This window comes from Cetobacterium sp. 2G large (genome assembly GCF_014250655.1).
Classification (GTDB): domain Bacteria; phylum Fusobacteriota; class Fusobacteriia; order Fusobacteriales; family Fusobacteriaceae; genus Cetobacterium_A; species Cetobacterium_A somerae.
Map to the genome: position 1 here is coordinate 1,516,497 of NZ_JACHTH010000005.1, position 26,480 is coordinate 1,542,976.

General features: G+C 27.3%; 19 protein-coding genes and 1 riboswitch. Of the genes, 4 read left to right on the forward strand and 15 right to left on the reverse strand.

Annotation, left to right across the window (positions count from 1 at the left end; translation table 11 throughout):
- Positions 1 to 6: 6 nt before the first annotated feature.
- Positions 7 to 3,561 (reverse strand): hypothetical protein, encoded by a 3,555-nt coding sequence (locus H5J23_RS10040; protein ID WP_185891964.1) that lies wholly within the window; start codon positions 3,559 to 3,561, stop codon positions 7 to 9.
- 128 nt (positions 3,562 to 3,689) lie between these two features.
- A riboswitch (cyclic di-GMP riboswitch) is annotated at positions 3,690 to 3,766 on the reverse strand.
- Positions 3,767 to 3,949: 183 nt separating this feature from the next.
- Between H5J23_RS10040 and H5J23_RS10045 the strand changes: the two genes are divergently transcribed.
- Positions 3,950 to 5,347 carry a helix-turn-helix domain-containing protein gene (locus H5J23_RS10045; protein ID WP_185891965.1) on the forward strand — a complete coding sequence of 466 codons (1,398 nt, stop codon included), beginning with the start codon at positions 3,950 to 3,952 and terminating at the stop codon, positions 5,345 to 5,347.
- Between the two features lie 42 nt (positions 5,348 to 5,389).
- On the opposite strand, the gene H5J23_RS10050 is transcribed toward H5J23_RS10045, so the two are convergent.
- From H5J23_RS10050 to H5J23_RS10080, 7 genes are all read right to left on the reverse strand, one after another.
- Positions 5,390 to 6,709 carry an HTH domain-containing protein gene (locus H5J23_RS10050; RefSeq protein ID WP_185891967.1) on the reverse strand — a complete coding sequence of 440 codons (1,320 nt, stop codon included), beginning with the start codon at positions 6,707 to 6,709 and terminating at the stop codon, positions 5,390 to 5,392.
- A 140-nt stretch (positions 6,710 to 6,849) separates the two neighbouring features.
- A complete protein-coding gene (locus H5J23_RS10055; protein WP_185891969.1) occupies positions 6,850 to 7,362 on the reverse strand; it encodes a TlpA disulfide reductase family protein in 513 nt (170 codons plus the stop codon).
- Positions 7,346 to 9,973 carry a hypothetical protein gene (locus tag H5J23_RS10060; RefSeq protein WP_185891971.1) on the reverse strand — a complete coding sequence of 876 codons (2,628 nt, stop codon included), beginning with the start codon at positions 9,971 to 9,973 and terminating at the stop codon, positions 7,346 to 7,348. The genes H5J23_RS10055 and H5J23_RS10060 overlap by 17 nt, the downstream gene beginning before the upstream one ends.
- A gap of 18 nt (positions 9,974 to 9,991) precedes the next feature.
- Complete coding sequence (locus H5J23_RS10065; protein WP_185891973.1) at positions 9,992 to 10,267, reverse strand: hypothetical protein; 276 nt, start codon at positions 10,265 to 10,267, stop codon at positions 9,992 to 9,994.
- A 14-nt stretch (positions 10,268 to 10,281) separates the two neighbouring features.
- Positions 10,282 to 11,118: a hypothetical protein gene (locus tag H5J23_RS10070; protein ID WP_185891974.1), complete on the reverse strand. Its 837-nt coding sequence runs from the start codon at positions 11,116 to 11,118 to the stop codon at positions 10,282 to 10,284.
- A gap of 61 nt (positions 11,119 to 11,179) precedes the next feature.
- Positions 11,180 to 11,701 (reverse strand): hypothetical protein, encoded by a 522-nt coding sequence (locus tag H5J23_RS10075; RefSeq protein ID WP_185891975.1) that lies wholly within the window; start codon positions 11,699 to 11,701, stop codon positions 11,180 to 11,182.
- 56 nt (positions 11,702 to 11,757) lie between these two features.
- A complete protein-coding gene (locus tag H5J23_RS10080) occupies positions 11,758 to 12,528 on the reverse strand; it encodes a fimbria/pilus periplasmic chaperone (protein ID WP_185891976.1) in 771 nt (256 codons plus the stop codon).
- 198 nt (positions 12,529 to 12,726) lie between these two features.
- Between H5J23_RS10080 and H5J23_RS10085 the strand changes: the two genes are divergently transcribed.
- Positions 12,727 to 14,850 (forward strand): HD domain-containing phosphohydrolase, encoded by a 2,124-nt coding sequence (locus tag H5J23_RS10085; RefSeq protein ID WP_185891977.1) that lies wholly within the window; start codon positions 12,727 to 12,729, stop codon positions 14,848 to 14,850.
- On the opposite strand, the gene H5J23_RS10090 is transcribed toward H5J23_RS10085, so the two are convergent.
- The 3 genes from H5J23_RS10090 to H5J23_RS10100 all read right to left on the reverse strand — a co-directional run bounded on the left by H5J23_RS10090 (position 14,837) and on the right by H5J23_RS10100 (position 18,234).
- Entirely contained in the window at positions 14,837 to 15,394 is a 558-nt protein-coding gene (locus H5J23_RS10090) for an N-acetyltransferase (RefSeq protein ID WP_185891978.1), read from the reverse strand. The two genes, H5J23_RS10085 and H5J23_RS10090, sit on opposite strands and share 14 nt — an antisense overlap.
- A complete protein-coding gene (locus tag H5J23_RS10095) occupies positions 15,387 to 16,340 on the reverse strand; it encodes a PTS fructose transporter subunit IIC (protein ID WP_185891979.1) in 954 nt (317 codons plus the stop codon). Before H5J23_RS10095 ends, H5J23_RS10090 begins: the two co-directional genes overlap by 8 nt.
- A 76-nt stretch (positions 16,341 to 16,416) precedes the next feature.
- Entirely contained in the window at positions 16,417 to 18,234 is a 1,818-nt protein-coding gene (locus tag H5J23_RS10100) for a fructose-specific PTS transporter subunit EIIC (protein ID WP_185891980.1), read from the reverse strand.
- A 208-nt stretch (positions 18,235 to 18,442) separates the two neighbouring features.
- On the opposite strand from H5J23_RS10100, the gene H5J23_RS10105 reads away from it, so the two are divergent.
- Positions 18,443 to 19,564, forward strand: coding sequence for a replication initiation protein (locus H5J23_RS10105; RefSeq protein ID WP_185891981.1), 1,122 nt, complete (start codon positions 18,443 to 18,445; stop codon positions 19,562 to 19,564).
- A 46-nt stretch (positions 19,565 to 19,610) separates the two neighbouring features.
- On the opposite strand, the gene H5J23_RS10110 is transcribed toward H5J23_RS10105, so the two are convergent.
- The 3 genes from H5J23_RS10110 to H5J23_RS10120 form a co-directional block, all read right to left on the reverse strand.
- The gene (locus H5J23_RS10110; RefSeq protein ID WP_185891983.1) at positions 19,611 to 20,810 is read right to left on the reverse strand and encodes an NRAMP family divalent metal transporter; all 1,200 of its coding nucleotides are present in this window, start codon (positions 20,808 to 20,810) and stop codon (positions 19,611 to 19,613) included.
- Between the two features lie 98 nt (positions 20,811 to 20,908).
- Positions 20,909 to 22,186: an ArsB/NhaD family transporter gene (locus tag H5J23_RS10115; RefSeq protein ID WP_185891985.1), complete on the reverse strand. Its 1,278-nt coding sequence runs from the start codon at positions 22,184 to 22,186 to the stop codon at positions 20,909 to 20,911.
- Between the two features lie 17 nt (positions 22,187 to 22,203).
- The gene (locus H5J23_RS10120) at positions 22,204 to 23,127 is read right to left on the reverse strand and encodes a CBS domain-containing protein (RefSeq protein WP_185891987.1); all 924 of its coding nucleotides are present in this window, start codon (positions 23,125 to 23,127) and stop codon (positions 22,204 to 22,206) included.
- Positions 23,128 to 23,311: 184 nt separating this feature from the next.
- On the opposite strand from H5J23_RS10120, the gene H5J23_RS10125 reads away from it, so the two are divergent.
- The gene (locus tag H5J23_RS10125) at positions 23,312 to 23,647 is read left to right on the forward strand and encodes a hypothetical protein (protein WP_023050674.1); all 336 of its coding nucleotides are present in this window, start codon (positions 23,312 to 23,314) and stop codon (positions 23,645 to 23,647) included.
- A gap of 22 nt (positions 23,648 to 23,669) precedes the next feature.
- Here H5J23_RS10125 and H5J23_RS10130 read toward each other — a convergent pair whose 3' ends face one another.
- Positions 23,670 to 26,453, reverse strand: coding sequence for an EAL domain-containing protein (locus H5J23_RS10130; RefSeq protein WP_185891989.1), 2,784 nt, complete (start codon positions 26,451 to 26,453; stop codon positions 23,670 to 23,672).
- Between the last annotated feature and the right edge of the window lie 27 nt (positions 26,454 to 26,480).

Sequence of the window (26,480 nt, forward strand, 5' to 3'; positions counted from 1 at the left end):
CCCTCTCTAGAATTTACCTATAATGTTGATAAACCAACCTTTGGCATTATAATCTAAGTCACTTAAATCATCATCAAACTTAGTAAAGTTATACCCTACCCCAACTTTTAAGTTCTGTTGTACCTCTTTATAAGCTCCTAAAATTGCTCCATGTTCATATGAATTATCCTCTATATCTCTTAGTAAATGGTATTCTCCAAAAGCATACCAGCTTTTAATAACTTCATAGTTTAATCTAATTGCATATAAATCTAACTTAGAATTATACCAATCTCCTTCTCCTCTACCCGCACGAAGTTCTTCTGTACGGAATGCATACTTTCCACCAATATCAAGTCTTTGAGTTAATTCATAAATTCCTTCAAGAGATAAAATATGAGCTTTAGTATCATTTGTTGCATTAAACTGATTATTAATTCCTATATTTTGAACATACTCATACTTTCCTATTAGGTTCAATCTATCATCCCAAACAGGTCTATACCCTAGCCCTAATCCTGCTTCAATTGATCTATCATCTTTTTCCTCTTTAGCATCTCTATATAAATAATTAAACTCTCCAAATAAAGTATACTCATCATTTAATATTAATTTCCCTCTATTTATAGTAGCCCATCTATCTGCTGACATTCCAGCTCCTCTATCTTTTCCAAATTCAAGCTTATTTCTAATCATAAAATCTCTCTTATAATATCTACTATAAACACTTACAGATGTTCTTGACAGATTTCCATCATAAGTATCTATATCTCCATCTTGAATTAAAGCTCCTAAAGTTATATCTTCAGAATAGTTGTAATCAACTCCATATGATTGTAAAATTCCCTTTCCTACACTATCCTTTAAAAATTGATTTTCATGGTACATAGATGTTTTCTCATCATATAAAAATTTTTGTCCCACTGTAAATGTATGTTCTTGTCCATAGTTTGATCCAAAATCATTATTATCATCTAGTGCATATCCCATGTATAAGCTATGGTCTGGTGTAAAATCATAAGTTCCTAATACTTCTGCTCCATTCCCTTTATTTCCAGTACTTCCCTCTGCTTTTAAACGGAATTTATCTGTTACTCTCAAATCTGTTCCTAGAGTATAAATATTATTAGCTCCGTAGTTTTCATCCCAAATTGATGTTTGTACTATTCCATATATTGTCCTATTAGGCTGAAACTCGTAGTCTGCTCTAACTCCTGCTAATAGAGCTTCTTCGTTAGAATCATCTAAGTCTTCAATACCACTTTCTTTATTTTTTAAATATTCTAATTCAGCAGATAATTTTAATTTTTCTGTATATTGATATCCTATAGTTGCATTAATTCTATCCTCTTCTAAAGATATCGATTGTCTTTCATATGAATCTGCATCATTTTCTTTAAATTTATTTGCTCCAAATCCTATATCCCATTTATCTGTCAATTGGAATTCACTTGTAAATCCATAATCATCATGTTCACTGCTATTTGAAAATCCAGCACTTGAAAATCCTTTATCTTTTCTGTTATACCAGAATGTTCCACTATCTCTCTCATCAAACTTTTCACTAAAATCTTTAAAAGCTATTTCTCCAGATATAGAATATGCATCTCCTGAAATATTATTAAAATATCCTATTGGATTACCAATTATCTCTTCATATTTATCTCTATCTAAAAACGAATCATATCCTCCATTAAAAGAAAAATTATTTATTAATGTTTGTGTTCCCTTAGAGTGAGCATATTCAACTCTCATAAAAGTATTATCTGTTTTTCTTAGCGTTACATCTACTCCTTGTAATTCATAATCTTCTAAACTATCCCCTCTAGCTTCTGATACTAAAGTACCACCTATAGCTACATTATCCGTTATCCAAGATTTTCCTCGAACTCCATAAGTTGTTTTTGCAAAATCTGTATTATTAGAATAGAATTCATAATCTACTACTAAATTTACATTATCTCCATAGTACGGTTCATCCTTTATTATTCCATCATCTGTTGTAGCAATTATTGTAGGCAATGGATTTTTTAAAATAATTCTTCCTTGAAGTTCATTTACATCGTAATCTCGACCATCTTGTAATTCTATCTCTCTTAAAATTCTTCCTGTTCTACCATCCGTTACTTGAACTTTTACTTTAGCACTACCTGTTACTATATCTTGGAAACTTAAAAAGTAAACGCTTCCTCCTGTTCCTCTAAATTCATCTCTAGTAAATAGTGTCTCTGGTTCACTCACAAAAATATTTGCTTGTGTCCTTGTATCTCCAAATTTTGTTGAATCACTGCTATTGTATAGCCCTTGAAGACCATATAAACTTCTATCATAATCTGCATAGTAATTACCTGTGAAACCAGTATTAAAACTTCCCCATAAGATACTTGATTTTTGTTTTTCCAATTTCACGTAAAACTTACCTGCAGTATCTGTATCTCTATAGTATGTTGATTCATCTCCTAAATTAAATTCAATATCATCTCTTTCTAACTTCTCAAATAAATCTCTTGGTCTTCTTTTTGAAAACCCTTTAAATAAATATTTTGTTTCCTGCTCCCAAGTATCAGCTTGAGCTGTTAATCTATAGTCTTCCCAAACTTTTTTATAATAAAAAGCTAATCTTCCTGATGAAAAAACGTTGTCATCATATTTATAATTATCTTGAAGTATAGCATCACTTCCTGAAACATAATTTCTTCCAACAAATATATCTGCTATACCAACTGCAAAATCGTAAGATTTAGGTAAATCTACAAACATTGGATATTCATAATTATTTCCATCTTCATCTGTCATTAATACAGGTAAATTTAAATCTCCTATCATATCTGTATAGTATTCATATGCAAAATCTCCTTTAGAATCTAAATTAATTTGATTATTATTAATTGATAATTTTTGAACTCCTTGAAGATCTTTACCATAAACTCTTACCTTAGAACCTTTAAGTTGAATATTTCTTATTACTGCATCATCATCTCCATACACTTTATTAGCTAAATCTACATTCTTAGTTGCATTAATAGGAGTTGTAAATTCTAATGGATATATATCTGTTTGATCAAAACGTCCCTCTTTATCGTAAACTTTTAAAGTATAATAATATTTATCACCCTCTTTAATGCTACTTTTATTAAAATTAAATATTATTGGTTTATTTAAAAGTAGTTCTGTTCCTTCCATCTTTCCTATCGGATCAAGTCTATGTATATCTTCCTCTTCGTAGATTAAAAGTTCCCATTTTTTTATTGTTTCTTGATAATTTGAGTATACATAAAATTCTATTACTTCTGTTTCCATATTTTGTTTTTTATTTGCTTCTATTGAAAGTTTGGGATCTGTCGGAATTGGATCTACTATAGAGTATATATATCCCCCATTATTTTTTAATATTATTCTTCCCGGTGTTACTAAATTTTGCTCTTCATAAGGTGCATCTAAATTGACTTGTAGTTGATTGTCTGTTGTAATTTGTTTCAAAATGATTTGATTTTTTGATTTTTCATTAGTATAAGTGTTCCGTGTAATAATAAGAACTGCCGATAAAAATAGTAATTTTTTTAATTTTTTTTTATCCCTCATTCACTTCACCCCTTTTTATATATTTTTTTTATTTAATGTTTTTTCTATCGTTTTCTTTTTATTCCTTTTTATTGAAAAAAAATAAAAAAATACTCAGTTTATATAACAAAAAAATTGTTATCTAAATTAAGTGTAACTGGCTGCCATCTTTAGAGGCCCTATAGCTTTGCGTCCTATAGTTTCCCATAGTTTGCCATTTTAAAATATAATATATTCTCAAAAAAATTATTTATTAAAATTTATTTAAACTATGTTTTTAATCTTACACATTCTTAAGTATTCTTTTCCTTTTTTTCTAAAAAAAGGAAAAGAATAAAAAAATGGTAAATATTGTCACGTTATTTATTTTATATATATTTATCTTAACTATAATCTAGGGGGAAAAGTTATGTATATCAATAGTAAACATCTACAAATATTAAAATTTATAAAAAGTAATCAAATATCTTCATTAAAAGATATTAGTGATATCTTTTTACTTTCTACACAACATACTAAAATACACCTTGAAGATATTTATTGCGAACTTTTTCTTGAACCATCAGGAAATTTAAAGATTGAACAACTTATAGAAAAAATTAGAAATTTTCCAAATTCTCGAAATATTCTAAGGAATTCTCAACAGTTTACTAAAAATCAAAAAATATTTTATCTTGTTTTCAGATTAGTTAAAGATCGACAAATTAAGCTTTCACATATTTGTGAAGATTTAGAACTTACTAAAAGAAATTTAAATAACTACTTTAATGAGGTTTCTAAACTAATTACTCCTTATCATTTAAAAATTAAAATAACAAATAAAGGAATCTCCTTACTAGGATCTCCTTACTCTATAAACAAATTTGTTTATCTTCTCACTTTTAAGTTTCTTATAGAAAAGGATTTTTTACCTAAACAACTAAGAAAAGAACTAACAGATTTTATAAAAATTAAAAATTTCTATAAAGTTCGAAAAGATATATCAGAGTTTATTTTGTTATTAGATTGCCCATTTTCAAATCATTCAGAAATATCTCTACTTTGTTTTTACATATGTTTAAAGGCTTCTAATCATGAAAAGAAAATTGAAGATATCCCAATTAAGGATGCTTTAAAATATAAGCCTAGCTATTATAATACTGATTTTTTTTATAAAATATTTATCTTTTTAAAAAGTAGTAGTTTCAAAGATATCTCTTCTACTTGCCTCAGTGGAATTCTTGATTTAATAGATATTTTTAAATATTTTAGAAGCCATTTTAATAAATCTATTCATAATAAGGCTGAAGAAGTTCGGCCAATTTTTGCAAAATATCTTGGGAATCATGTTTATACAGATCCTAATTTTTTCCATATAATCAATCCTTGGATAAACTATAGTTATCTTAAAGAACTTTTTCATGTGGATGATTATTCATTTTTAAATTTAAATTTAAACTACTTTGCTAACTCAAATATTGATGAAATGACAAAAGAAATTAATCTTTTTATACCTAAATTTACACTTTTTGAAAGTATTTTTGTATGGTATAGTCTTTCTAAGGTTGAGACTGAAAAAAATAGAAATATTTTTGTATTTAAGTATCTTCCTAAATCAATTATTCCTACTCTTGTTGAAGAAATATATAAAAAACATAATATTAAAATTTATGAATCTGTTGATATAAAAGACTTTAATAATTACAAAAAAAATAATATTATTAACAGTGTTATTACAATAGAGAATATTAAAATTTATGATAATAATATTCCAGTTAAAAATCTATTTTTTCCTATTCCTAATTATAAAAGAATCACACCCACATAAAAAAAAGGATTAAATCCAATAATTGGATTTAATCCTTTTTTATTATTTTATATTTTTTAAGATAAAAAACTTTAAATCTAAAAGGTTTGATTCTAAAGGAAATCTATTTATTCTATAAATCGGTGTTTCTAATATTTCATTTATATTTCCACTAGTTATTATTAAATCATATTCTTTTTCACAACCAAATATCTCAAATATGTGAGATGAAACTTTATCAATTTCTTGGAAATTAAACATAATCTTTAATTTATTTAAAATAATATCTTTTACACTATCGACCTCATCTGAAACAAACAAAATTTTCATATTTTTAAAAGCTTCATAATTTTTTAGTAGTAAATTGTTATATATTATGTAAAATATACTTTGAATATCTTTCTTTATAAGTTCTGTTCCTTTTATTTTCTCAGAAAACTCTTTATAAAAACTTGTTTCACATATCTTTTCTGGAATTGGAAGTCTTTCTCTAACTTCATTTATTTCTGAAAGTAAATTTTCTATAAGATTTTGTTCATCATCTAACTCTAGTTCTGCAACAACCTCTTTCAATACATCCTTTATCTCTACTATTTTATCCTTTTTTTTATTTTTATTTTCTCCTACTACTTTTTTTATAAATTCCTCACCTAACTCACAAAGGATAAATTCTGTAATCTCTTCAGTATTATATTTTTTTATTTTTTTTTCTAATTTATGTCTTGTGTTTACTGCTGCTAATTTACAAAAGACTTTATTATAATAGTTTATATTATAATTTTCTCCTAATATCTCTCTTACTCTATTTCTTAAAATATCTGGAGAAATATCTCCAACAATCTTCCCAATCATATTTTTTATTAAATTTGGTAAATTTATAAATTGCTTTTCTATAATTTCAAAAATTTCTTTTTCCAAAACTCGAACTATCAATTCCTCATTCCCAGATATTTTTATTCCCTTTGAAGGTAACTCTTTTATTTCAACTAACTTTTCTAAAAGTTCCTCTTTTATTATCATTAAATCTTTTTTTAAAGTTGTTCTAGATGTATTTAAATATTCTGCTTCCTTTGTTAAATTAACGATTTCTTTTGAAAATAATTTAAGTTTTAAATATCTTCTTCTATTTTCAGAAAACATTCCACTAAAATCATTTATTATTTTATTTATCTCATTATTTTTTAAATTTACTGTAAAAACTCCTTTTTCACATTTTCTTATTGTATCTAATTTATACATTTTCAAAATATAATTAATATTGTCTATATCGTATCTTATTGTTCTTGTATGGACATTAAAATTTTCTGAAAGTCTTTTTAATGTAAATTCATTTGTTTCATTTAAAACAGATAATATATTTATACATCTTTCATTTATTACCATCTGATATCCTCCCCCAATAATGATTTATATAGATATTGTATCTTTTTTTTTTAGATTAGTCTGTATGAAAAATAATTTATTTTCTTTCTAATTTTTTTCACTATGAAAAATTTTTTTAAATTTATAAATTTTTTTTCATACTATTTGAAATATTCCATATCTTTATATCCAGTTTCTACATTTACATCTTCTAAAATGCCCTCTTCATTTATAAAAAATGTTGTAGGAATATTTATTACACCAAATTGATTATAAAGATCTTTTCCTTCTGTATCATAATATGGTGTAAATGTATATCCATTTTTCTTCATGTATTCTTCTACTTTTTCTTTATTATCAGTTTTATACGGACCAAATACAATTATAAATTCAACATTACTATCCTTATATTTTTCTGCATACTCTGGTCCTAATATCTCCTTTTCCTTTATACAATCTGGGCACCACGTTGTTGTAAAATTTAAAAATACTTTTTTTCCCTTTAATTGATCTAAACTTATAGTTTTTGTCCCATCTAAAGATGTTATCTCAAAGTTATCAACTTTTTCTCCAATTAAATATGTCAACTTTTGCTCTCTTGGATCTCTTTCATTTGAAAATGAGATACTAAAAACTACTAATGCCATTAATACTATTTTAACTATTTTTTTCATTTTCTCCCTCCTCTATTTTTTCTTTTTCTTGAGCTAGTTCCTCTGTTTTCTCTTCTTCATCTAAAATCTCATCTTCAACTATTTCAATATCTTTTACTAGGAAATTATTATCTTCATAATACTGTCCTTCTCTTCCTGTCTTTATATTTATCTCTATTTTTTGTTTATCAAACTCTCCTTTGTATCTTTTGCTTGTTGGAATAATCTCTACTTCATAGTTTCCTGGAAGTAAATCTTCAAAGAAGTAATATCCATCTATCTCAGGTTGAGTTCTTTTTACCTCTTTATTATCTTTTTTCAAAATTACATCCATTCCTGCTAATATTCCACTGTATTCAGTTTCACTTGAAGATTCATTATTTTCAATAATTCCAGTTATCATCGAAACTGGAACTAACGGTATATCTACATTTACTCCTGAAGATATTCCACCTTTAAATCTTATTATCTCTTTTCCTTGAATAAGCATAGGATCAATTGTTTCTCTATTTATTTCTACCTTATGAATTTCTCTATTAGTTATATTTCCTATTAAATACTTTCCATTCTCTTTAACACTTCCTGATCCTCCTGGGGCTATAACTTCTGCTCCTTCATATATATCTTCATTTTCATCCATTATTCCATTTGAATTTTCATCTACAAATACCTTTCCCTCTACCCATCCATCTGTTACATTATTATTATTCATAGGTAACAATGGGTTTCCTAAATAGAAAGATTTTTCTACTCTTCCACCGATAATTGTTCTATCATTATCTTTTTTAATATCTGGGAATTCTATATATATATTTCCATCAAATATATATGTAAACTTTATTTCAAAAAATGTTCCTTTTGCTTTTGAATGACCTATTTCAAATGTTGCATCAACATTTTTGAAAAATCCTTTTTCTGTTGGTGCTTTAGCTATTCCAAGTTTTATCTCATCTTCAGTCATCTGATTCTCTTCATAATTGACTTTCCCTTCTAAAATAGCTAATATTCCATCAAATCCAGAATATGTTGCTCTTGCTTCTATTCCATATCCTTCAACTTTTTTATAATCACTTTCAGGAAAATAATATTTATAATACTCATTAGTTAGACCTAGTCTTAGATTTCTACTCAAATTATAATCTAAACTTAAATATAGTTGATGTAAATCATCATCTTTATATACATTTCTAAAATATCCAAAACTTCCAGAAATTCGTTTAAAACTTTTACTTAAATCTATATTATATGAATAATCTTTTTTTAATCTTTCCGCAGTCCTATTTCTATAATTTTCATAAGTTACCATTAAATAAGTACTATAAGGTAACTTTTGTTCCCCAGTTCCTTTAAAATTTATTTCATTATAATTTAATTCTTCTAAAATTTTTCCTGTTATTAGAGTAGGGTATTCCTCTGATCCAAACCTATATGCCACTCCTCCTTCTAAAACATCATATTTATCTCCATCTTTATTCTCTAAAAAAGACATACCTGCCAATATTGTCATATCTTTTGTTAATCCATAACTAAATTCTGCTAATGATTGATTTTTTTTATCATCATTTCCTTGTCCAAACTGAATAACAAAATCAGTTTCACCTTGATTCAAAATATTTTGATTTCCCAGTATATATATATTTTTAGTCTCTTCTCTACCATCTTTATAGTATATTTTTATAGTATATCTATCTGTTGATGACAAGTTTATAACATCAAATCTAAATGTATTTCCTGTTATCATTTGAAAATCATCTAAATTACCATTTCTATACAGTTCAACTAGATTTGCATTATATGCATCACCTTCTATTATAGTTCTATTATCAATTTTTATCCCATAATACTCATTTTTTGTAAAACTTACTCCTCTTAAACTTTTTTCTGCATCAAATATACTATCACTTTCTAGATAAAAATCTCCAAAAGTCAGATAATAGCTTCCAAAAACCTCAGCATATTGAAGTCTTATATACTCTAAACTACTTTCTGGATATATTTTTTGAGATATTTGAAACTCTCCATATAAAAGTTCTGTTCCATAATCAATATCTATTGCATATTCATTATTTTCAATATCTGAGTTAGCATACGAAAACTTCAATATCCCAGGAGATAAAATAGAACCCTCTTTTCTTATATAATCGCCATCTTTTTTTAATTGCTCCTCTTTTTTAGCCATTGCTAAAAGAGATCTTTGTTTATTAAGTTCCCCTTGATATTCTCTTGCAGTTTTAAAATTTGGATAGAGATTCAATATATATCTTTCATTATCCCAATCAGAATTTAATATTTGAAAGTATTTTTCTAAATCTTCTAATTTTATAAAAATATCTTCCTCTGTTTCAACACTTGATTCTTTTGGAATTTTTATATCAATATCTGTTTCCTTATCCAACTTACCTTTTAACCTCATTCTTTTCTTATCAAACTTCAAATCATCCATTCTTGCAAAATCTATAAACTCTCCAATACCTAAATAAATATCTTCAGTTTCTTCATTTATCAAAACTCTATAAAACTCATTTTTTTGCCCCCTCATCACTAACTCAATATAAGCTTCCTCAGGAGCTTCTGAAAAAATAGTACTCTTTACAATACAATAAATTAATATTAGTTTTGCTATTCTTTTCATTTCCCCTCCCCAATATTCTTACCATTTATAATTATCACAGCTCGCTATAATCTTTACTTCTTTTTTATTTATTTTAACAAGTGTTTCTTTCGCTGCTGTTCCTTTTATCTCTATATTTTTTAATACCTTATTTTTATCTTTTGTCACAATTATATTTAAAGAAGGAACAACTTTAATTTTTATCTTTATTGTTTTAATTGTTTCATTATTTATACTATTTGTATAACAAGCTTTTTCTGAAGCTGTTATTAACATATTTATAATCAACATCATTAAAAAAAAATTTTTTTTCATAGTTTTCCCTCTTTCTATCTTCTTATCACAACTTTTTTATTATTAGTTTTATTTTCAATAGAATAATCTAAATACTCATAAAAAGCTTTTACTCTAACTTTTTCACTATACTCTCCTGGCTTTATAACTGGAACTGTTGAATATAGTCTCCCTTTCATTCTTATTTTTTCTTTTGTTTTTTCTCTATTTGGAATAAATGAAATTATATTTACAGTTTCACCACTTTGAGCGACTTTAGTTGTATAATTAGTCTTATTTTGAGTTTCTATTTTTATAAAAATCTGCCCATTCCCCAACTTTATTTGTTCAGGATACTCAAAATATAACTTTGTATTTCCTACATCATTTTTATCAATATCTAAATCTATTGTTATTTCTGGATTTTTTTTACTGGCTACTCCATTTTTAGGCACTCTTGAATTTATTACTCCAAAATCCATTTCACCACTTACACTCATATCTATCTTTCCTATTTTTCTAAATTCAACAGCTATATTTCCAATTAAAGGTTCATTTTTTCCAACCTCATCTAAATACTCTACTCTTCCTAAAACTATTTTATCTTCTATAGAATTTATTTGTGCTTTATAGATAAAATCTACTCTTATCGTTTCTTTTTTTATAAGATAGATATTCTTTTCATCCTTATCTCCATTTACATTTAATATCTCTACATTTTTACTTGGATTTATTTTTATTTTTAAATCTTTTTTATGACTAAAAACTCTAGCTTCAAGGGAGCCACGATAACCAGAACCTCTTTTTTCTAAGTTATATATATTTCCATATATTTCTGAAGAATATATATAGTTTGAAAATATTAAAAATAATAGAATCAATAATTTTTTCATTTTCACCACCCTCTATATGAAAAGAGGCATAGTATTTGACTATGCCCTTTGATTTTTATTTTTATAATGGATCAATAAAACTAGAAGTGTCATAACTTGCTACTAAAGTAGCTGTTGCTTTATACTCATGCCCTGGTATTAACTTTCCTGGTACTAGTAATTGATCTACATGAACATCTATTCCACCTGTTCCTGCTCCGTTTTCATCTAAGTCTACATATCCTGTTTTATGAGTTACTTGTCCTCCAAATGCTGAAAATTTTTCTCCATTTTTTATGAAAGCTAACTTTCCACCATATTTAAATCCTACATTAACTTTAGTGTTAGCTTCCCCTTTTATTGTGTGGTGAATTGGTATTGATTTATCAACATCTTTATCTCCACACCATAATCCTAAGTCAACATCACCAGCAGTTATTACTAACTGTTCAGGAACTTTTACTTTTACATCAAAACTAGTCTCTGCACTACATGGATTTGTAAAACAAAATGCAGGATCTGCATCTGCAGGAAGAGTTGATACTTCATTTGCTAACATTGATACTGAACCTAAAACAAATAATAACGATAATAACTTCTTCATACTTTAATACCTCCACTGTTTATTTTTTATATACTCAATTTAGTTGAGTTGCAATTTTATAAAGGTAGCTCTTTACTACCTAATTTTAAGCCACTTTTATCTTTAAAATCTATTCTGACAAATTTAGCTTCTTTTGGAATATTCCCTAGTCCTGATTCTATTTTTGTTTTTGCTTCTCTCGTTGTTATTCCTAGCTTAACTTCTTGTTTTGATATTCTTTTTTTACTACTATCTAAATATTCTATATCTCCAATAACTGCCAATCCACTATTTCCATTTAAGTTAAAATTAGCTACAAGTTTTTTATTTCCATTTTCATCTTTTTTAATTTGTGTACTTGTTAGTTGAGCTCCGATTTTTCTTTTTCCTTTAAGACCGTAAGCTGCCACATGTATCTCTGTTAAAAGTTGAAACTCTACACCAACTTCTTGTCCTGTTTCACCTGCTATATTTTTAGTTGTTCCTTTTGAATTTCCCGGAATCTCTTTAAATACTAGCCTTGTTTTATACTCTCCCTCTTCTAAATCCTTTGTACCTCTCACTGCAAATCTAACACTTCTACTTCCATTTGGTTTAAGAGTAATACTTTTAGGATATATTTTCATCATATCTCCCATATCATACTTTTCCCAACCCTCATCTTTTTCCGCCGAAATTTCAATTCTCATTGGATTCGCAGTATTATTAGTAACCATAATCTCATGAGTTTGATTTTTATCTAAAGATGTGTAAAACCCTGTTGGAGCTATTCCTATATTAAATGCCATTATTTTTGTAAATAATGATAAATATGCAATTCCATAAAACAGTTTTTTCATTATCTTCATATACCCCTCCAAAATTTTTAATCATATGTTTTACTTTCATGCCTTTTTATTCGCCAAAACTTTTTCACTCTTTTTTTTAGCTCCCTACACTCTTTTTCATTTTTCTCGAATTGTTTTTTTACTTGAAATTAACTTTCCTATTTATTTATCTTTTTTTAGTTCTATGATATAATTCTTTAAAATAGGGGAGGTGTTATTTTGCTCAAATCTTTTTTGCTATTTTTTTTCATTTTTCTAAGCACATTTTCACTAGAGCTTTCAAAAGAAGAAAAATCATGGATTAAAAATAATAAAAACAAAACATTTTTAATTGATATATATAGTCCCAATCATGTTTATCTATTCCAAAAAGATTCTGGAAAATTAGCTGGTGTTTATATTGAATTTTTTGAAAAATTAGAACAGGAAACCGGACTAAAATTTAAGGTCCAATCAACTGATAAGAATCATATGAAAAATTTATTAAAAAATGGAGAAGGGGATATTCTTTTTAATATTGCTAAAACTACTGAAAGAGAAAAATATTATTTTTTTATACCTACTTACAATGCTTATAATGTCGGTTTATTTTCAAAAAAAAGTAAGCCTTTAGATTTTAGTAATATTAATAACTTAAAACTCGGATATATTGAAGGAACTTCTGACTCTATTTTAGTTAAAGAATTTTATCCTAAATTCAAAAATTTAATCTCTATTGAGGATAACGGAAACTTTGGTTTTTCATCATTAGAAAATGATAAAACTGATGCAATCATTGGAAAAAGTAGCAACGATGTTTTCAAAAGCTATAATTTTACTCCTTTAGAAAATATTCCTTCATCACAACTTTGGTTAGTTGTAAACAAAAAATATCCTCTATTAACAAATATTATTGAAAAATTTCAAGTGGATTTTTCTGAAAAATATGTCGTCGATTCTTTAAAAAGAGAACGTTTGGTTTTTTATAAACAACTTTTAAAAAATGATCCACTTATTGATAAATTAAAGAAAAAATATAAAAGTTTTAAAGTTTTGATGCCGATAAATAATGAAATAGTACCTCTTCTTTATATATCTAAAGGACGTTATCAAGGATACGTTATTGATCGAATTAAAGAACTCTCTTATTTAACAGATATTCCAATTAATTATACTCAAGATCCAAATGATAATTATGATATTAAAGCTATCGATACTCCTGTATTCAATATGACAAATAAGTTTTTTATTCCATATTATGAATCTCAACTTGTTGCTTTTTCTCTTACAAACAATAACTTTGTAGATTCATATGCAGATATTAAAAATAAAAATATTGGATTTATATCTTCTGAAGAAATAAATGAAAATACAATAAAAAAAATAACTTTATCAAATAATTTTAAATTTTTTAAAAATACAAAATCCGCTCTAAAAGCATTAGTTGATAAAGATATTGATTATCTCTACGGAGATTTCAAAACTGTTTCTATGGCTATTTCAAATGAATATTTGGAAAACGAGATTAAAGTAGCTGGTTTCTTTAATAGAATTACTCCTATTGGCTTTGGAGTAAAAAATGACTCAGATTTAGCTAAATTTATAGATAAACTTTTTCCTAGCCATCTATCTGAAAGTAGAATTCTTTATAGTGAACTTGTAGTTCCTAAAAAATTGTCTTTAAATTATAAATTTTTTATTTTTATGTTCTCTATATCATCAATAATTATTTTAACTCTTTTTTATTTTTTAAGAAAAGCTATTATTGCTACTAAAAAAGAACGTCTTATCACTAAAGCTCTTGTAGAAAGTTTTGAAGCTGCCAATGAGTTAAATGATGAAGATACTGGAAACCATATCTTAAGAGTTAATCTTTATTCTAAATTTTTGGCTGAAAAACTAAAATGCCATAAAAAATTTATTGATGAAATTGGTGAATATGCTTCACTTCATGATATTGGTAAAATTGGAATTCCAGATTCTATTTTAAAAAAACCTGGAAAATTATCACCTTATGAATTTGAAGAGATGAAAAAACATGTTCTTTTTGGAAAAAAACTTGTTGATAAAATGCAACTTGGAGTTATTGCTCAAAATATAGCTCTCTACCATCATGAAAAATGGAATGGAAAAGGATATTGCTATGGTTTAAAAGAAAATGAAATACCTTTAGAAGCTAGAATTGTTGCTCTTGCTGATGTTTATGATGCTTTAAGACAAAAAAGAGTTTATAAAGATGGCTTTTCTCACGAAGAGGCTGTTGAAATAATAAAAAAAGAGAGTGGTCAACATTTTGATCCTACTCTCGTTGATATATTTTTAAAATTTAATGAAGAGTTTAATAAAATTTTTATCGAACATTAATTTTATCAAAAACTATGTTCCAACCCTTTTTATTATTTTCTAAATCATAGGGTTTAAATCCAAAATCTAAATATATTTTTATAGCTACATAGCTGCATGTTTGTGTGGAGAGGTATAATCCCTCTCCCATTTTTTTATCTTTAAATATAGATAATAACTTTGATACTAAAGCTTTTGCTAACCCTTTTCCACCATGTTTTGGATCTATTCCAATCCAGTGTAACCGATATTTTTTATCCTTATCTTCTGGAAAGTACTTCCCCTCCCAAATGGATCCTGTACCTACTAAATCTCCACTTTCGTCTTTAACAAAAACCATGAACTCTTTTAACAAATCTTCATTTTGTAAAAAAACCTCTTTAAAATAAAGTTCACCCTCTGTTTTTTCTAATATATGTTTGGAAGAAAATTGAATATCAACCCATTTATCTATCATTCCAGATTCATATGCTACAAACTCATATCCCTCTGGAAGTTGTTTTTCATTAAACTCTAAACTTTTTTTAGTCATAATCAGATGTATATTTTCGACACTTCTATCCATTACTTTCCCCTTTTTTTAAAAAATATAACATAAATATTGTTGATGCTACACCTATTGATAAAGCTATTAAAAATCCTATTTTATTTTCTGTTAGTGGAAGTATTATAATACCACCATGAGGCACTATTGATTTTACACCTAAAATTGAAGCTGCTCCAGCTCCAATGGCTGCTCCAATAACTGTTGTCGGCAGTACCGCTATATCTCTTGTTAAAAATAGAAGTGCTCCCTCTGTAATTCCCAAAAAACCTAAAAGTATTGATATTACTCCAGCTTCTCTTTCAGTCTTAGAAAATCTATTTTTTAATATAAATTGTGATAATCCCAAAGCTAATGGTGGTGTCGAAATAGCTACTGCTATTGGTCCCATTATATCCCCTCTTCCATATTCAATAGTATTTACAGCGTAAACATATGCAACTTTATTTATTGGGCCTCCTAAATCCACTCCAATAAGTCCACCTAAAACAAAATTTAAAAATACATTATTCTTATCATCTAAACTATTTAAATAGATTCCTAGTTCATCCAATACAAATCTCATAGGTCCTTGAAATACGTAGTAAAATCCCATCCCTACAACTAAGGTTGAAAGTATTGGAATTATAACTAGATACATTATCGAAGAAACCTCTATAGATATCTCAATCTTTTTTAGGCCATTTATAAAATATCCTAAAACAACACCTACTAATATTCCTCCAAACATTCCAAGACCAATTGCTCCAGATAAATACCCTAAAATAATTCCTGGTATAAAACCTACGCTTCCTGATATCTCTTTAGCTATATATCCTGCTAAAAGAGGTGGTGCCATTAAAAAACTATACCCACTTAAATCTTTTAAAAATTGATTATCTGTATATAATGATATTACCGATAAAATTCCACCAATTATAAATACTGGTATAACTTGAATTATACTTTTTAATACCCTTTTTCTCATAAAAAAACTCCCACGTACTTTTTCTTAAATAGTATCATGGGAGTTTTATTTCATCAATATATTAATAGTTTTCTAACTATTGTTTCTTAAATTTCTTTAAAATATTTACCATTATTGCACTTATTAGAGATCCAACTACAATTGCTATAATAAACATCAATTTATTATCTACAACTGGTAATACAATAGGTCCTCCATGAGGTGCATGATCTGCAACTTTTCCTATTGCTGCAATAACTGCTCCAACTCCACTTCCAACCATTATAGATGGAATAACTCTAAATGGATCTGCTGCTGCAAATGGTATTGCACCCTCAGTAATTCCAATTAATCCCATTGCAAAAGCAGCTTTTCCAGCTTCTCTTTCACCAACTTCATAATTTTTCGGTGCCATCATTGTTGCTATTCCCATACCAATTGGTGGAATACAAATTGCAACTGCTATTGGTCCCATTACTGTTGGAACTCCTTGTGTTATCATTGCTGAACCAAATAGGAATGCAACTTTATTTATTGGACCTCCCATATCAAAAGATATCATACATCCTAAAATAAGTGCTAAAAATACTGATCCAGCTTCCATTCCTTTTAGTACATCTGTTAACATATTCATAAATCCACTAATAGGTGCTCCTATGAAATACATTATCACTCCAACTAAAGATGTTGAAACTAAAGGTATTACAAATATTGGCATAATTGGTTTTAATCCCTCTGGAACATTCCATGATTTAACCCACTTAGCTATATATCCTGCAGCAAAACCGGCAACCATACCACCTAAAAATCCTGCACCAACTGTATTTGCTAAAGCACCACCCACAAGTCCTGGAGCAAGTCCTGGTCTATCTGCTATACTCATAGCTATATATCCTGAAAGAATTGGTATCATAAGTCCAAATGCTGCAACTCCTAAATCTAGCATTGATTTAAAGAATGGATTTGTTACATCCGCTCCTGATCCAGCTTTAATTCCTGATAATGCTATTGAAAGAGCTATTAAAACTCCTCCACATACAACTAATGGTAACATATGAGAAACCCCATTCATTAAATGCTTATAAATTCCTGTTTTCTCATTCTTCGGAGTCTCTTTTTTTCCATTAGAAGTAGTTTTATAAATCTCTCCCTCTCCGTTTAATGTCTTTTCTATTAGTTCTTTTGGAGCTCTTATAGCTTGTTTTACTGGAACTTGAATAACTTTTTTTCCAGCAAATCTGTCCATATCAATTGTTTTATCTGCTGCAACTATTACACCTGTTGCTCTTTTTATATCATCTTCTGTCAATTCATTTTTTACTCCAACACTTCCATTTGTTTCAACTTTTATCTCTACACCTAACTCTTTACCTTTATTTACTAAAGAGTCCGCTGCCATGTATGTATGAGCTATTCCAACTGGACAAGCTGTTACAGCAACTACATAACCATCTCTTTTTTCAGAAGAGTTTATAATTTCTTTTTTCTCTTCATTTAATATATTTAAAATTTCATCCTCTGTTTTAGCATTTTCTAACTTCTCTCTTACCTCGTCATCTAAAAGTTTATTTGTTAACTTTGATAATGTTTCTATATGAGAATCTGTTGCATCTTCTGGGGCCGCTATCATAAAAAATAGTTTTGATGGCTCTCCATCTAAAGAGTTAAAATCCACTCCTTCTGATCTTCCAAAAGCTACTGCTGGTTTTTTTACAACCTTTGTTTTTCCATGTGGAATAGCAATTCCCTCTTCTAATCCTGTTGATGATGTTGCTTCTCTAGCTTTTACAACTTTTAAAAACTCATCTTTATTTTCTAATGCTCCACCATTATCTAAAACATCTACAAGTTCTTGTAGTATCTCATCTTTTGTTTCCCCTGTTAGTTTTAGTTTTATATACTTTTTCTCTAACATTTTTTCACTCCCTTATTTTCTTTGTCTTATGCTCTCACTATACATTATTTCACTTTTTTCTGTCAAATTTGCTATTTTCTAACTTTTTTTTCGTCTATAATAGGTTTTTTATTTTTTTATTATATATTTTTTATTTTTTGTTTCGTCTATTTTTATGATAAAATATATAAAAAAAATTAAAAAAATTTTTTTTAATGGAGGTTATACATTGAGTTTTAAAATTTCCAATCAAAATATTGTCTTCAATACAAGAACTTCTAAAATTGAAAATACCATTTTTTTAAATATATTAAAAAAATTAGAAACGGATTTAAAAGAAACCATTACTTTAAAGTCAAATGAATTTAAAAAATTAGGTTCTCAAGATATTATCGAAGCTCTTAATGGACTTATGACTAAATATATCTCTTATTCATTTATCAACGAGTATGGTAAAAACTCTTTTTCACAATTCCCACATGTTAGTTACTTTAGCAAAATTGACGATATTTTTTATATAACTATTCCACCTATGATAGTTAATGCTTTTAAAAAAAATACTATTGAAAGTTTTTTATCTTTAAGAACTTTTTTTTACTTCAGACAAAAATCTTCACATAATTTCTTTAATCTAGTTTTAAAAAATAATGCAGAAAACATAAATTTAATTCTAAGTATTGAAGAGTTAAAAAATATTTTTAATATAAAAGAGGAAGCTTATGAGCGTTTTTTTGATTTTGAAAAAGCTCTATTAAAACCTTTAGTAGAAAATATAAACTCTTATTCAAATTACACTCTTATCTACAATAAAATAAAAAAAGGTGAGTCTAAAAATAACAAAGTTACTGCTATTGAGTTTATTTTAAAAAATAACTCTCTCATTGAAAAAAATGCTGAAACTAACTATTTAATTCAACTTATAAAAAATAATATTGAAGATTATAAAAAAATTTGGGAAAGTATCAATTCATCTATTAATGATATTGGATTTATTCAGTGCAAAAGAGCTATTCTTTTCTTAAAAGAGAATAATCTTGCTCTTTCAGATAATGAGCTTATAAACTACTTAAAAAGAAAAGGTGAAAATATTGAGGAGATTTTACAATTAAATAATCACACACTTATTAAAGAGAAGATATCTCTATACAAAGATGTGACAACCTTTACTAAAACTATCTACAACATCATGATTGGTTATAATTTCTATTACTCCTTAAACTTTAAATTTTTAAAAGATATTAAGGAATTTAAAGAAGGGGATACTTTCTTTTATAGAGATGAAAACTATATTGTCTTTGGAACATATATTGAAAACCGTGGAAGCTTTAAAATTTTCCAAACTCAAAATTAATATTTTTTAGATATAATAAAAGAAGCTAGATAAACTAGCTTCTTTTTTACAATATAGCTGCTATGCTTCCTAAAGATATTATTCCTTCATATCCCATAATAACAACTATCGCTATTCCAAATATTGTAAGTATAACTGAGTGTCTATAATCTCCTACTATCTCTTTTTTTCTTGAAGCTAGCAGTGTAATTCCTAAAGTTATTGGTAGAATTAATCCATTTAATGCTCCTGCTAAAAGAAGTAAAGAAACTGGCTTTCCTATACCTGCCATAACAAAAGTTGAAAGTAGAATAAATCCTATTATAAATCCTTTTTCATGTTGAAAAACAATAGGAAAAAGAGTTTTTAAAAATGAAATTGATGTATAAGCAGCTCCAACTATAGTCCCTAGAGATGAAGCTAATATTACAACTCCAAATATTTTATATCCCACAACTCCCGCTCCTTGCATAAAAGCTGAAGCTGGAGGATTCTCTGGGTTTAATGTTGCTCCTGTTGAAACAACTCCTAAGACAGCTAAAAATAATACTATTCTTATTATCGAAGCTATACTTACTCCTATTAGTAAACTTTTATTTATATTATTTAAATTTTCTTTTCCTTTAATATTTGCATCTAATAGCTTATGCCCACCTGCAAAAATTATATATCCTCCAATAGTTCCCCCAAGTAAAGTTAATAATGAGAAACTTAAATCTCCATAAGACTCTGGAAATACAGCACTATAAGCTGCTTGTGAAATCGGTGGTTTGCTTTCTAAAGCTACATAAGATATTACTAAAATCATTAAAACACCTAGTATTTTAGTAAATTTATCTATAATCCTTCCTGCATCTTTTGAAATAAAAATTAATGCCCCCACTCCCCCAGCTAATAATGCTGAGTATGTAAGATCGATTCCAAATAACACATTTAACCCTAAGGCTGCTCCTCCTACATTTCCTATATTAAAAGCAAAACCTCCTAAAACAATTAATATTGCTATTAAATACCCTAATCCCGGAACAATTTTATTTGCTAAATCTTGTCCTCTCAAGCCAGAAACTCCAATAATTCTAGAAATATTCAATTGAACTATTAAAGTTATAACTATAGAAACTAAAATAGAAAATGCAAAATTAGCCTTAAATTGCTCTGTAAAAATTGATGCTTGAGTTAAAAAGCCCGGTCCTACTGCAGACATCGCCATTAAAAAAGCGGCACCTAAAACAGCACCACCACTCTTTGAACTCATATTATTTTTCATAAAAAAATCCCTCCGTAAATTGTAACAAAATAACTTGCTCAGTTATTATATACCTTTGTTACTTCTTTTACTAGAGGGTATTTTAATTATTTTTTATATTACATATATCTTAATTTTAAATATATTCCTGCTACTACTAAAGTTTGTATAGCTATTAATGCACCAAACTTTAAGAATTTCACAAAATCTATTTTACATCCTGATTTTCCTGCTACACCAACTGCTACTACGTTTGTTGCAGAACCAAGAATAGATATATTTCCACCTAAACATGAACCAAAAGATAGTGCCCACCAAAGTGCATCTGTATGAACTCCTTTAAATGTAGGAGCCATAACATCTATAATCTTTGAAACTGTTGCAGCATTTGCAACGTTTCCAATTACTGATGTAAATAATGCTGATAAAGTCATAACAGACATTGTTGCAAACTCAAAATTTCCTTTAGTTAATGCAATCATCTTATCACTTACTATATCTATTACATGTATTTTTTCTATTCCAAGTACCATCATAAATAATCCAATAAAGAAGAACAGAGTATCCCACTCTACGTGCTTAAATATATCTGCTGGTTTTTTCTTTGCTAATGTTACAAGTAAAAATGCTCCACTTAAAGAGATTATTGCTAGCCCTTTATTTATGAAGTTATTTAAAATAAATCCTAAAATTACTAATGAGAAAATTACTCCTGCTTCTCTTAATAATTTTTTATCCTTCAAACTTCTACTTGGGTTCATCTCCATAATTCTAGCTTTTAACTCTGTTGAAACATGGAAATCTTTACCATAAATAAAATAAACATTTACTAGTAATATAACCATTGAGATTATTGCTACTGGTGATGTATTAAATAAAAATTCGTTAAATCCTAATCCACTTTCATGACCTATGATTAGTTGAGTTGGGTCACCTATTAGTGTTGCTGTTCCACCAATATTTGCTGCCATTATCTCTGTTATTACAAATGGGAATGGGTTTAACTTTAACTCTCCCGCTAGCAATATTGATATTGGTGCCATTAGTAAGATTGTTGTTACGTTATCTAAAAATGCCGAACAAACTGCTGTTACTATTGCTAGGAAAACTATAAGTAAAAATGGTTCTCCTCTAACAAATTTTGCTAATGTAATAGCAAACCACTGGAACACTCCTGTTTCAGATATCAAATGAACTATTATCATCATACCAATTAATAAAAATAAAATCTCTAATCTACTTGCTATAGCGTGTAGTGCTTGCTCTTCATTAAAAATACCTACCATTGACATTGCTAGTCCACCAAGCATAGTTGCCCATGCTCCAGGTACCTTTTCTGTTATGATACAATAGAACACTGCTATAAAAATACCAAGCCCTAATATTAAGCTTAACATAAACATTCACTTCCTTCTTATATATGTAATATTTTTCTTATAATATCTGATCTTAAAATAATTCCAAGATACTTTCCACTTTCAACAACATATATTCTTGTTACACCACGGTTCATAAATAGATACGATACCTCCATTAATGAAGCCTCTCTATCAACTGTTACAACGCCCTCTCTTCTATATAACTCTTCGATAGTTGTTGTTTTTTCATTTATTAGATAGTTTTCAAATGGCTCTCCCACAGTCATGAAGTTTAAGTCATTTAAAATAGTTGTGTATTTAGGCATTCCAAATGAGATTAACTCTCTTTCTGTTATCTCTCCCAAAAAGTTATTATTCTTATCTACCACAGGAATTCCGCTAACCTTTTCCATTATTATTATTTTTGCAATGTCCTCTAATGTATTAGTTTCTTTTACTGGTTTTGGTATATTAGTCATTAAATCTTCTGCTGTAATATTATGATCTACTTCAATATTTGCAGCTTCTAATATTTTAATAGTTTCAATTGGGTCTTTTTCTTCAATTATTCTATCTAAAATAACTTTATTTTTCATAGCTAATTTAGATATTCCTGACATTATCTTTAGTATTTTTTTACCTTTTAAAACATCAGCTATTACAAGAATAACTATTTTTAGTTCTTCCTCTTTGTTATCAAGTGTTTTTACCATAACTGGTTTTTCTGGAAATCCTATTGCTACTAAAATATCATCATAATGCTCTAATCTTGCGTGTGGAATGGCTACCCCATGTCCTAAGTAAGTTGATGCTTCTTCTTCTCTTTTTAACACGGCTTTTTTCATGATAGCCTTTTCATTTTTTAATGATTTGTTATTTTCAACAAGTTGATCTAAAAGATTTTCTATCAATTCGTTGATATTATTCCCTTTTATGTTTGGAATAATTACTTTTTCCGATAGATAGCTAGACAGCTTCATTGGAACACCTCCGTTTTTTTACACTTATTTATCTTTTGTTCATTTTTAGTATAGCACATTTTTCCAAAAAGTAAATACTTTTTGAATGGTGAGTCAACTTTTTTTTTAATTTTTTGAAGGAACCCTCTTTTCTTCTTAGTATAATAGATTGAAAAAATAACTTATTTTAAAAGGAGAGATTTATATGAAAAAATTATTAGCTATGTTAGCTTTATCTTTAGCAATGGTTGCTTGTGGAGAGAAACAAGATACAACTCCAAATGATCCTAATCCCCCAGTACAAACTACTGATCTTGCTCAACCAGCTCAGACTACTGATTCTCAAGCAGCAGATAATGCTAATCAACCAGTTGAAGCTATTGAAGAAACTGTTGTAGAAGAAGTTACTCCTGCTACTCCTGCAGAGATTAAAGCTGCTGAAGAAGCTGCTGGTAAAAATCCTGTTCAAGCTGTAGAAGAAACTGTTGAAGAACAAGTTCAAACTGTAACACCAGATTCAAATACTAAAACTGCTCAATAATAATAAAAAATACAGGTCTCTATTAAGAGCCTGTATTTTTTTTTGTTAACTTCTTTATAAATTCCAGGTCTTCTATAGGTTTACTAAAAATATATCCTTGTCCAATATCAACATTCGCTTTTTCTAAAAATTCTAGTTGTAACTTTGTTTCTATTCCTTCTGATACAATTTTAAGATTTAAATCCTTTATAAGTCCTACTAAAGCCATATATATATTCGATGCAACTAAATCTCCTTTAGTTCCTATAGCATCTAAAATACCTTTATCAAATTTTATTATATCTAAAGGTATTAGTGGTAACAAACTTACAGTGGAGTGTCCTGCTGTAAAGTCATCCATTGAAAATGATATGTTTATTTTTTTTAATTCATTTATTTTTTCCAAAGTTGTTTTTAAATTTGTTGAAAATATAGACTCTGTTATTTCAATCTCCATATAGTCCCCTGAAATACCATTTTCTTTTAGTAAATTTTTAATTACAGATACTACATCGTCTCTTTCAAGAGATTTCATAGATAGATTAAAAGACATTTTAAAATTATCGTTTATATAGCCATTTTCTTTTAAATTTTTTACAAAATTTATAGCATCACTTGCTATTTTATAATCAATTAAATGTATTAAATTAATCTCTTCTGCAATTGGTATAAACTCTCCAGGTGATATAAAACCTAACTTTTCATCACTCCATCTCGCTAAAGCTTCTGCTCCGATAATTTCCTTACTTTTTATACTAAATTTTGGTTGATATACGCCATATAACCCTTTTAAATTTTTATTTCTTAATAGTGATTTTATCGAATACTCTCTCTCTTTTTTCTTTATTAAATCCTCAGTAGCTTCAATATAATAAAAATTATTTTTTTTCTTTACATCTTCCATAGCCATATACCCATATTTAAAAGCAGTTTCTAAATCTTTATTATTGTTTTTATAAAAACCAATGCTTAAATCTACTTGATAACTTAATTTTAAAGAGTGCATCTCTTTTTTTAATCGTTCTAACCTTTCGATTAAAAACTCATCTTCACTAAAAATATAAAACTCATCTCCTGAAACTCTAAAAATATTTTGATTTTTAAATATTCTTTTTAGTTTATCTGCTACAATTCTTAGTATATCATCTCCTGAGCTTTGACCATATTTATCATTTAGCTCTTTAAAATTATTGATATCTACTACTACGGCAAATCCCTTCATATCTTTTTTTTCATTAATAAAATTCAAGAATTCAATTCTATTTGGAAGAGTTGTAATTAAATCTTTTTTTAGTTCTTTTGTCATTTTGTGATTTAAAAGTATTTTATAAATAGAGATCATTACGAATATTGTAGAAATAGCTAACAATAAATACAGTATCTTATTTGTTAATTGAAAGTGCTGATACTCATTAAAAGCTTCTTGCTTTTTCATTATATCTGCTTCTTCTTCTAACTTTTTTAAACTTAATCCATTTTTTATACCTTTATTTATTATCTTTTTTAATATCTCATCGCTTTTATATAACCCTAAAGATATTGGAATCTCCATAAATTCATCAACTTTAAACTTACTTGTATCCATTTTATTAATATCAAATAAAAAAGCTGCATTTATTATATAACTATTCAATGCTTTTTCTAATTCATCATAACTTTTAAAAAATAAAATATCGTTTTTCAAATAATATTCTTGTACAAAACTCTCCTCTATTGATCCTCTTACTACTCCTATCTTAGTATTATGTGAGAAAAAACTAGAGACTTTATATAGTGTTGGCTTATATATTGGTTCTGTAAATATTATATCATCATTCCATTCTTTATTTTCTGGTAATGGGACTACTCGAATTTTTTTCTTTAAAAAATCATTATATATATTATTCCAATTATTATTTCGATCATTTATTATTTTAAAATTTATGCCTGTTCTTTTAGAAAATTTTTCTATAAAAAACGGAATAACACCTACAAATCTTTTTAAATCTTTTGAATAATAGCTTAATGTATTATTTGGTTCTAAAGCTATTGTAACTTGAGAAAGATTATTTAAGTACTCTCTCTCCTCTAGTGTTAGCGATTCTAAAAACTTATTTTTATATATTACATTAGATTGCTTTTCTAAATATTTTGTAATATCACCTTGATATTTCTCTAAAAGAGCATTATTTACTATTGCTGCTAAATCATTTAATCTCTTTTGTAACCCTATTGATATATCCGGAAGATAACCAATTTTAATAATATTTTCCCATCCTCTTATATTATATTTAGATGTTAAAAATATTTTATCTTGCTCTAAAAAGCTATCTTCAACTTCAACTATATTAACTTTTATATCATTGCCTCTTAAAAACTTTTTCAAATATCCTGTATAAATTGAATTTTTAGTAACATAAATATCTTTTTCATTTAAATTTTTCAAATCTTTTAAATCATATTTTTCTGTATTTGAAGTAGCTAAATAGATTGAGTCATCATACAAAGGTAGACTAAATACACTGTTTTCTTTTCTTTCCTCACTTTGAGTAACAGACCCTAAAATATCAATCTCTTTTCTATTGTACATTGCTAGTAATTCATTCCAATTCCCTTTTACTATTTGTACATTCAAACCTAAATAATTTTTAAATAAATCCTCTATTATAGTGTTTAATGATTGATTATCTATAATAGTATTGTCAAAATCTGATGTTTTTAAACCTAAAACTAGTTGATGTTCTCTATAACTTTCTAGAACTTTTTCCTCTTTAATATTTTTAGGTATATAACCAGCAGCTAATAAAATTTGAGTCAAAAGAAAACACAATATAAAAACCTTTAGCATCCATCCTCCCACTTTTTTATAAATAGA